Source organism: Frankia sp. CoWAU3 (assembly GCF_977971855.1).
Genome location: NZ_CDWWXB010000107.1, coordinates 3,977 through 11,289, shown reverse-complemented (window position 1 = coordinate 11,289; position 7,313 = coordinate 3,977). Strand labels below are relative to the sequence as shown.

General features: G+C 70.2%; 9 protein-coding genes. 7 read left to right on the top strand and 2 right to left on the bottom strand.

Going from position 1 to position 7,313, the window contains the following annotated elements; translation table 11 throughout:
• Positions 1-686: 686 nt before the first annotated feature.
• Positions 687-1,397 carry a DUF1918 domain-containing protein gene (locus AC08ON_RS11165; protein ID WP_085015229.1) on the top strand — a complete coding sequence of 237 codons (711 nt, stop codon included), beginning with the start codon at positions 687-689 and terminating at the stop codon, positions 1,395-1,397.
• A gap of 54 nt (positions 1,398-1,451) precedes the next feature.
• On the opposite strand, the gene AC08ON_RS11160 is transcribed toward AC08ON_RS11165, so the two are convergent.
• Entirely contained in the window at positions 1,452-2,384 is a 933-nt protein-coding gene (locus AC08ON_RS11160) for an NUDIX domain-containing protein (protein WP_476607548.1), read from the bottom strand.
• Positions 2,368-2,577, bottom strand: coding sequence for a hypothetical protein (locus tag AC08ON_RS11155; RefSeq protein WP_476607549.1), 210 nt, complete (start codon positions 2,575-2,577; stop codon positions 2,368-2,370). Before AC08ON_RS11155 ends, AC08ON_RS11160 begins: the two co-directional genes overlap by 17 nt.
• A 35-nt stretch (positions 2,578-2,612) precedes the next feature.
• On the opposite strand from AC08ON_RS11155, the gene AC08ON_RS11150 reads away from it, so the two are divergent.
• The 6 genes from AC08ON_RS11150 to AC08ON_RS11125 are packed head-to-tail and all read left to right on the top strand — an operon-like array spanning position 2,613 to position 7,236.
• Positions 2,613-3,431: a hypothetical protein gene (locus AC08ON_RS11150; protein ID WP_476607550.1), complete on the top strand. Its 819-nt coding sequence runs from the start codon at positions 2,613-2,615 to the stop codon at positions 3,429-3,431.
• Entirely contained in the window at positions 3,338-3,769 is a 432-nt protein-coding gene (locus tag AC08ON_RS11145; protein WP_476616917.1) for a 4Fe-4S dicluster domain-containing protein, read from the top strand. Before AC08ON_RS11150 ends, AC08ON_RS11145 begins: the two co-directional genes overlap by 94 nt.
• Positions 3,756-4,223 (top strand): cyclic nucleotide-binding domain-containing protein, encoded by a 468-nt coding sequence (locus tag AC08ON_RS11140; protein ID WP_085015231.1) that lies wholly within the window; start codon positions 3,756-3,758, stop codon positions 4,221-4,223. Before AC08ON_RS11145 ends, AC08ON_RS11140 begins: the two co-directional genes overlap by 14 nt.
• The gene (locus AC08ON_RS11135; RefSeq protein WP_476616916.1) at positions 4,195-5,115 is read left to right on the top strand and encodes an FAD/NAD(P)-binding protein; all 921 of its coding nucleotides are present in this window, start codon (positions 4,195-4,197) and stop codon (positions 5,113-5,115) included. The genes AC08ON_RS11140 and AC08ON_RS11135 overlap by 29 nt, the downstream gene beginning before the upstream one ends.
• Positions 5,115-5,957 (top strand): NADH-quinone oxidoreductase subunit B family protein, encoded by an 843-nt coding sequence (locus tag AC08ON_RS11130; protein ID WP_476607553.1) that lies wholly within the window; start codon positions 5,115-5,117, stop codon positions 5,955-5,957. Before AC08ON_RS11135 ends, AC08ON_RS11130 begins: the two co-directional genes overlap by 1 nt.
• Positions 5,944-7,236, top strand: coding sequence for a Ni/Fe hydrogenase subunit alpha (locus tag AC08ON_RS11125; protein ID WP_476607554.1), 1,293 nt, complete (start codon positions 5,944-5,946; stop codon positions 7,234-7,236). Before AC08ON_RS11130 ends, AC08ON_RS11125 begins: the two co-directional genes overlap by 14 nt.
• The last annotated feature ends 77 nt before the right edge of the window (positions 7,237-7,313 follow it).

Below are 7,313 nucleotides of genomic sequence, written 5' to 3'. Positions count from 1 at the left end.
GGGGTGGCGGGTGCCAGGTGGAGGGATGCCCGGTGCCGCGTAGCGAGCAGTTTCATGTCGAAACCCTGATCCAGGCGAAAGCATACGGTGAAGCTTTGGTCACTACTGTGCCTGCCCGCTCTGCCGGGCCGGTACCACCGCGGTCCTCCCCACGCCCGTGGGGGTGATCCGACCGGGGGAAGCGCGCACCTGAGCGGATAGATGGCGATCATCGGCGTCCTGCCGAGGTGGAGCGGCCGGCGCTGCACTAGCCCGTCGTGGGCCTGGATCTGGCCGGTCCGTGGTTCGGGCGAGCCAGGCGTGGGTAGAGACTGAAAGTGGTCAGAATGGACACGCTGGGTGATGATCTGCATTCTTCTAGGGAGAAGAGAAGATTGTGACCCTACCCGCGCGACTCGGCGACCGTCCGGCGACGCTCATCCGGTGGAATCTGGGCCCGTCTACAACGGGCCGGCGGCGTCCGGCAGGCGGGCGTGTGTGGCGCCGGCTGGGCCGGGCAGCTGCCTGCTGCCAGGACGGAACAACCAGATGGCGAGCATGGAACGCCAGCGCCCTCGGCGGAACTGGTCCGATCTGTTGTCGGCCCAGGTCACAGGCGCGGACGTCCGCGGCGGGGCTGCGCGGCTGGCGCGGGGCTGGGGCCAGGGGTCACTGCCCGGGGCGAGCACCTTCCTGGAGGGGTAAGCATGGCCGACATCCGTAGCACGATCGTCCGGCGGCCGGTCACCGTGGAGCGGTCCACCACGGTTCGGGACGCGGCGGCGCAGATGGAACGGCAGGGCGTGGGCGCGCTCCTCGTCATGGAGAACGACCGCCTGGTCGGGATCGTCACCGACCGCGACATCGTGCTACGCGGCGTTGCCCGCGGTATCCCGACGGACAGCCGGATCGACGCCCTCATGACCACCGAGGTCATCACCGTACCGTCCGGCGTTGACCTCGAACGGGCCTACGAAATCTTCCGTGACCACGCGATCCGCCGGCTCCCGGTCGTCGACGGCCGCCGGCTCGTCGGCCTGCTGTCCGTCGACGATCTGCTCATCCGCACCGAGCACGAGATGGCCGAGCTGGTACACCCGCTCGCCGATGAGGTCTTTGCCCCCCACCGCGAGGCCCCACCGCTGGCTACCACCGGCGAGGAGCCCGTCGAGCTGGCGCTCGAACTGCCGCCCCGGCGTAGGGCGATGCGCGCCCATCCCGGCGACACCCTGGTTGTCCACCGTCCCACCGTCACGCAACCGGACCGCCTTGGGGAGATCCTTGAGGTGCGCTCGCCTGCCGGCGACCCACCGTTCACCGTCCGCTGGTCCGACACCGGGCACGTCAGCTTCGTCTACCCGGGACCGGACGCCGAGGTCCGCCACCCTCCCGAGGAGGCCCGCAGCGGCACCGGCTGAAAAGGACGACGGGTTCAACCCTGCATGCGTGACAAACACGCACCGTCAGGCTAATCATGCTAAGGGATCGTGACGTTCCGCTGCGACCAGCCTGCCGGGAGGGCAGTGCAGCAGCCAGAAGCCGCCCTCCCGTACCCCGAGCTGGTCCGGGATCGGCCAGCACCAGCCGTCCAGGAGTCGTCGGAGCAGGTCGGCAACGATGGTGCGCTGGCTACAGATCGCCGTCGGAGTCCCGGACGCCGCGAGCCCCATCAAGGTAGCGATCACCCTCGCCTCCGATCCGGGATAGCCGGTGTCCGCCAGCGCCGGCTCCGGTTCGATGGCAAGCCCGGCCGCGCGTGCGTACGGGGCGAGCGTGGCGGTGCAGCAGGGCAGGTCGGCGCTGATCAGCAGGCGAATCCCCAGGCTGGTCAGCAGCGGCACCAGTGCGTTCGCCTGGGCCCGGCCGCGCTCATCGAGCGGGCGTAGCTGGTCAGGCCCGTCCCAGCGCCGATGGTGGGCGGCCCGAGCGTGACGGATGACGACGAGTGCGGCCGTCGGCGCCGGCAGCCGACCCGCCGGCAGCCGACCAAACTCGGCGAGCACGTGGCGGTCGGTGTCGTAGCTGGCCCGGCGCGCCGCATCCCCCTTCGCCAGCCAGGCAAGCCTGTCCACCTCCCGGGTGGGGACGAACGTGCCGGAACGGGCCTGCATCGCCCAGTACCGGACCGTCTTCACCGTCCTGCCGCCGTCCGTCAGGTAGCGGTACTCGCCGAGCGGGGGCCCGAGCCAGGCCCGGTAACCAGTCTCCTCCTCGACCTCCCGCAACGCACCGAGCAACGGATGTTCCCGCCGACGCAGCTTGCCCTTGGGCAGGGACCAGTCGTCATACCGCGGCCGGTGCACGACCGCGATCTGCCGCCCGTCCCGCGTGGGCCGCCACAGCACCCCACCGGCGGCACCTACGACCCGTACCGGCCTGTCCCAGGGATCAGCCGACGACTTCATGCCGTCCAGTCTTCGGCTCCAGCCGCCGCGGCGCCAGGACGACGGGCACATCCCCGCAGGACCCGGTCGACAACCCGCCGCCGGCGGCGCGGATCGCGGTCGGGCCGTCCGCGGCGTCCATCGCTACCAGGGCGGGGATCCCCACCTGAAGCGCATGTTCCCCGACGGCACCCAGGGGTATGGAACTCGACACAGAAGGTTACCGCTGTCCGGGGAGCGGAGGGTGGGATGACGGACGCAGGTGTGGCCGAGCTCGTCGTCGAGCCGGCGGTGCTCGGGACGCTCGTCGACGTGCTGCGTGCACGCGGGTACCAGGTCGTCGGCCCGACGGTGCGGGATGGCGCGATCGTGTACGACGAGATCAGTAGCGCGGCGCAGCTCCCGGTGGGGTGGACCGATGTCCAGGAGGCGGGTCGTTACCGGCTCGAGCGTCGTCGCGACGCAGCGCTGTTCGGTTACGCAGTGGGGCCGCATTCGTGGAAGCAGAACCTGCTGCCGCCCCGGCTGCGCCTGCTGACGACCCGCCGCCACGGCGATGGCGGCTTCGGGGACGGCGGCTTCGAGGTGGCGGAGGAACCGCTACCGCGGGCAGCGGTGGCATTCCTCGGCGTCCGTTCCTGTGAGCTGCAGGCCATCGCGACCCAGGACCGGATCCTGCTCGGGGGGCGCCACGCCGACCGCGACTACGCTGCTCGCCGCAGCGATGTGTTCATCGTCGCGGTGAACTGCCACGAGCCGGGTGGGACCTGCTTCTGCGTATCGATGAACACGGGCCCGGCGGTGCGGGAGGGCTACGACCTGGTCCTCAGCGAAGTCCTGGCCGGTGACCACCGGCTGCTCGTCGAGGCGGGCACCCCCGGGGCGTCGAGATACTGGGCGAGCTGGCGGGGCGCCCGGGCGAAGCCGCCGACCGGAGCGCGGCCCAGGCGGCCGTGGATGGGGCGGCCGACCGGATGGGACGCACCGTCGACGCGGCCGACCTGCGTGACCTGCTCGCGGACAACCTCGAACATCCACGGTGGGACGAGGTGGCGCAGCGGTGCCTGAGCTGCGGCAACTGCACGATGGTGTGCCCAACCTGCTTCTGCACCTCGGTGGAGGACGTCAGCGACCTCACCGGAAGTGAGGCGGAGCGCTGGCGCAGCTGGGAGTCCTGCTTCTCGCTGGACCACTCCTACCTCCACGGCGGCAACGTCCGTGCCTCCGGACGCTCCCGCTACCGCCAGTGGTTGACCCACAAGTTCGGCACCTGGCACGACCAGTTCGGAACGTCCGGATGCGTCGGCTGCGGACGGTGCATCACCTGGTGTCCCGTCGGCATCGACGTCACCGAGGAACTGACCGCCATTCGAGCGAACTCCGTGGCCGGCGATGACGTTGGTTGAGGCACCGCTCGGCGAGGTCGGCGTCTTCGCCGGTATGCACCCGGACCACCTCGCCCTCCTCGCCGGGTGCGCCCGGCACGCCATCTTCCGCCCGGGCGACGTACTCCTGCGGGAAGGCGACCCGGCCGACACTCTCTACGTCATCCGGCACGGCACGGTCGCGATCGAAACCTTCGTCCAGACCCGGGGTCTGGTCCCCATCGAGACCGTCGGAGCCGGCAATGTGGTGGGCTGGTCCTGGCTGTTCCCGCCGTACCGGCTCCATTTCGACGCCCGTGCCCTCTCGCTGGTCCGCGCCACCGCCATCGACGGTGCCTGCCTACGCGAGAAGTTCTCCCAGGACCCGGCGCTGGGCTACGACGTGCTGTCCCACCTTGCGCAGGTGCTCATCGAGCGCCTGCAGGCCACCCGGTTGCGGCTGCTCGATGTCTACGCAAACCCGGGCCAGGGCTGACGGCGCGGCCGGGGAGATGACCCCTCGGCCGTTCCGGGTGACCCGCCGCCACCAGGAGACGGGTGACACGTGGACCCTGGAACTCGCGCCGCTCTCCGACGTTCCGATCATCGCCGCACCCGGCCAGTTCACCATGGTCTACGCTTTCGGCGTCGGCGAGGTCCCTCTGTCCGTGACGGGCTGCGACCCGGCGATGGGCGACGAATCCGTGGCGGGCGACGACTCCGTGACGGCTGGTACCGACAGCCTGCTTGTGCACACCGTCCGAGCGGTCGGCGCGGTGACGGAAGCGATCTGCGCGTCCCGCCCGGGCGACGTCCTCGGGGTGCGTGGCCCGTTCGGGCGAGGCTGGCCGGTAGGCGCCGCAGCCGGGCTGGACGTCGTCGTGGTCGCGGGCGGGCTCGGGCTGGCGCCGCTGCGGCCGGTCGTCCGGCAGATCCTGCGACGGCGCGCCGACTACGGCAACGTGGTCGTGCTCGTCGGCACCCGTATACCCGCGGACATCCTCTACCGCCGGGAACTGGCCGGTTGGCAGGACCGCACCGACCTCCAAGCCCTGGTGACCGTCGACGGTGCGCGGCCCGGATGGGACGGCCGGGTCGGCGTCGTCACCACCCTCCTCCCGCACGTGCGTTTCGATCCGGCCAGAACCGTCGCGTTCACCTGCGGACCCGAGATCATGATGCGGCTGACCGCACGGGCCCTGGTCGACGCCGGCGTACTCGCCGACCGCATCCACCTGTCCATGGAACGCAACATGCACTGCGGCCTCGGTCACTGCGGCCTCGGTCACTGCGGCCGCTGCCAGCTCGGCCCGCTGATGCTCTGTCTGGACGGACAGGTCTGCGGCTACGACCGCCTGGAACCGTTGCTCGCCGTCCGGGAGCTGTGATGCCGATGCCTACGCCGATGCCGACGCCGACGCCGACGCCGACCAGCCCAGCCAGGCCCCGGCTCGCCGTCTGGAAGTTCGCCTCCTGCGACGGGTGCCAGCTCACCCTGCTCGACTGCGAAGATGAGCTGCTCTCGCTCGCCGGCGAGATCGACGTCTCCTACTTCCTGGAGGCATCCAGCGCGACCGTCGACGGTCCCTACGACCTCTCCCTCGTCGAGGGCTCGGTCACCACCGAACAGGACGTGGAACGCATCCACCAGGTCCGGGCCGCGTCCCGGCGTCTGGTCACAATAGGCGCCTGCGCGACCGCCGGCGGCATCCAGGCGCTCCGCAACTTCGCCGACGTCGGTGACTTCCTCGCGGCCGTCTACGCCACCCCGGCGTACGTCTCGACGTTGGCGACCTCCACCCCGATCTCCACGCACGTCCGGGTGGACTTCGAACTCCAGGGCTGCCCGATCAACCCTCGCCAGCTCCTCGAAGTCATCAGCGCGTTCCTCGCTCGCCGACGCCCGAACATCTCCTCGTCCTCCGTCTGCACCGAATGCAAACGGCGGGGGACGGTGTGCGTGATGGTCGCGCACGGCACGCCGTGCCTCGGCCCCGTCACGCATGCCGGATGCGGTGCGATCTGCCCGGCCTATCACCGCGGCTGCTACGGCTGTTTCGGCCCGATGGAGAGCCCCAACACCCCCGCGTTGATCCGCCAGCTACGGGTCCTCGGGATGAACGAGGACAACGTCGACCGAGTGTTCCGGACGTTCAACACCGCCGCGCCGGCATTCCGCGACGCCCCCGGCGAGGGTTCGGGAAGCGGTGAGACCGATGCGCGCGACTAGGACCATCGCACCTCCCCCACTCACCAGGGTCGAGGGCGAAGGAAGGCTGCTAATCAAGATCACCGACGGGCGGGTGGACGAGGCCCACCTGAAGATCTTCGAACCGCCGCGCTTCTTTGAGGCGTTCCTCCGCGGCCGGGCCTACACCGAGCCACCCGACATCACCGCCCGGATCTGCGGCATCTGCCCGGTCGCCTACCAGATGAGCGCGCTGGCGGCCATCGAACAAATCTGCGACACCACGGTCACCGGCCCACCCGCCGCCCTACGGCGGCTCATCTACTGCGGCGAATGGATCGAGAGTCACGCACTACACGTCTTCCTGCTGCACCTGCCGGACTTCCTCGGCTACGACAGCGCACTGCATCTTGCCCAGGACCAGCCCGCCCTGGTCAAGCTGGGACTCACGCTGAAGAAGGCCGGCAACACGCTCATGACGGTCATCGGCGGCCGCGCGATCCACCCCGTCAACGCGCGGGTCGGCGGCTGGTACCGGGCACCACGCCGGCGTGACCTGACCGAGCTCGTCGGGCAACTGGAACAGGCGCGGGACATCGCCCGGGACACCGCCCGCTTCACCGCCGCCCTGGACTTCCCCGAAGACGAACTCCACCAGACCTTCGTCGCGCTCCACCAACCTGGCGAATACCCCGTTGAGCGCGGCCGGATCGCCTCCACCGCTGGCCTCGACATCGCCCCGGCCGACTACGACCGGCACTTCACCGAAGAACAGGTGCCCTGGTCGAACGCCCTGCACTCGACCCTGGCCGCGGGCGGCTCCTACCTCACCGGACCGCTGGCTCGCTTCGCGCTGGGCGCGGAGCGGCTGGCGCCCGCCGCCCGCGAGACCGCCGCCGAGATCGGCCTGCGCCCACCGGAGCGCAACCCCTACCGCAGCATCATCGTGCGCTGCATCGAGATGGTCCACGCCGCCGACGAGGCGCTGCGGATCATCGCGGACTACACCGAGCCCGACCCCTCCGCGCTGGAGGCCCCGCCCCGGGCGGGAACCGGATACGGGGTCACGGAGGCACCCCGCGGCCTGCTCTACCACCGCTACACGATCGACCACAACGGCACCATCCTCGACGCAAAGATCGTGCCACCAACCGCCCAGAACCAACGTCCGATCGAAGAAGACCTGCGCGGTGTGGTGGAACGCTTCATGAACCTGCCGGAGCCCGAACTCGCCCTGCGCTGCGAACGGGCCATCCGCAACTACGACCCCTGCATCTCATGTGCGACCCACTTCCTGACTCTCCACATCGAACACGGCTGACCGTCATCGGGATCGGCAATCCCTACCGACACGACGACGCCGTCGGCCTGGCAGTCGCGCGGCAGCTACGCTGCACG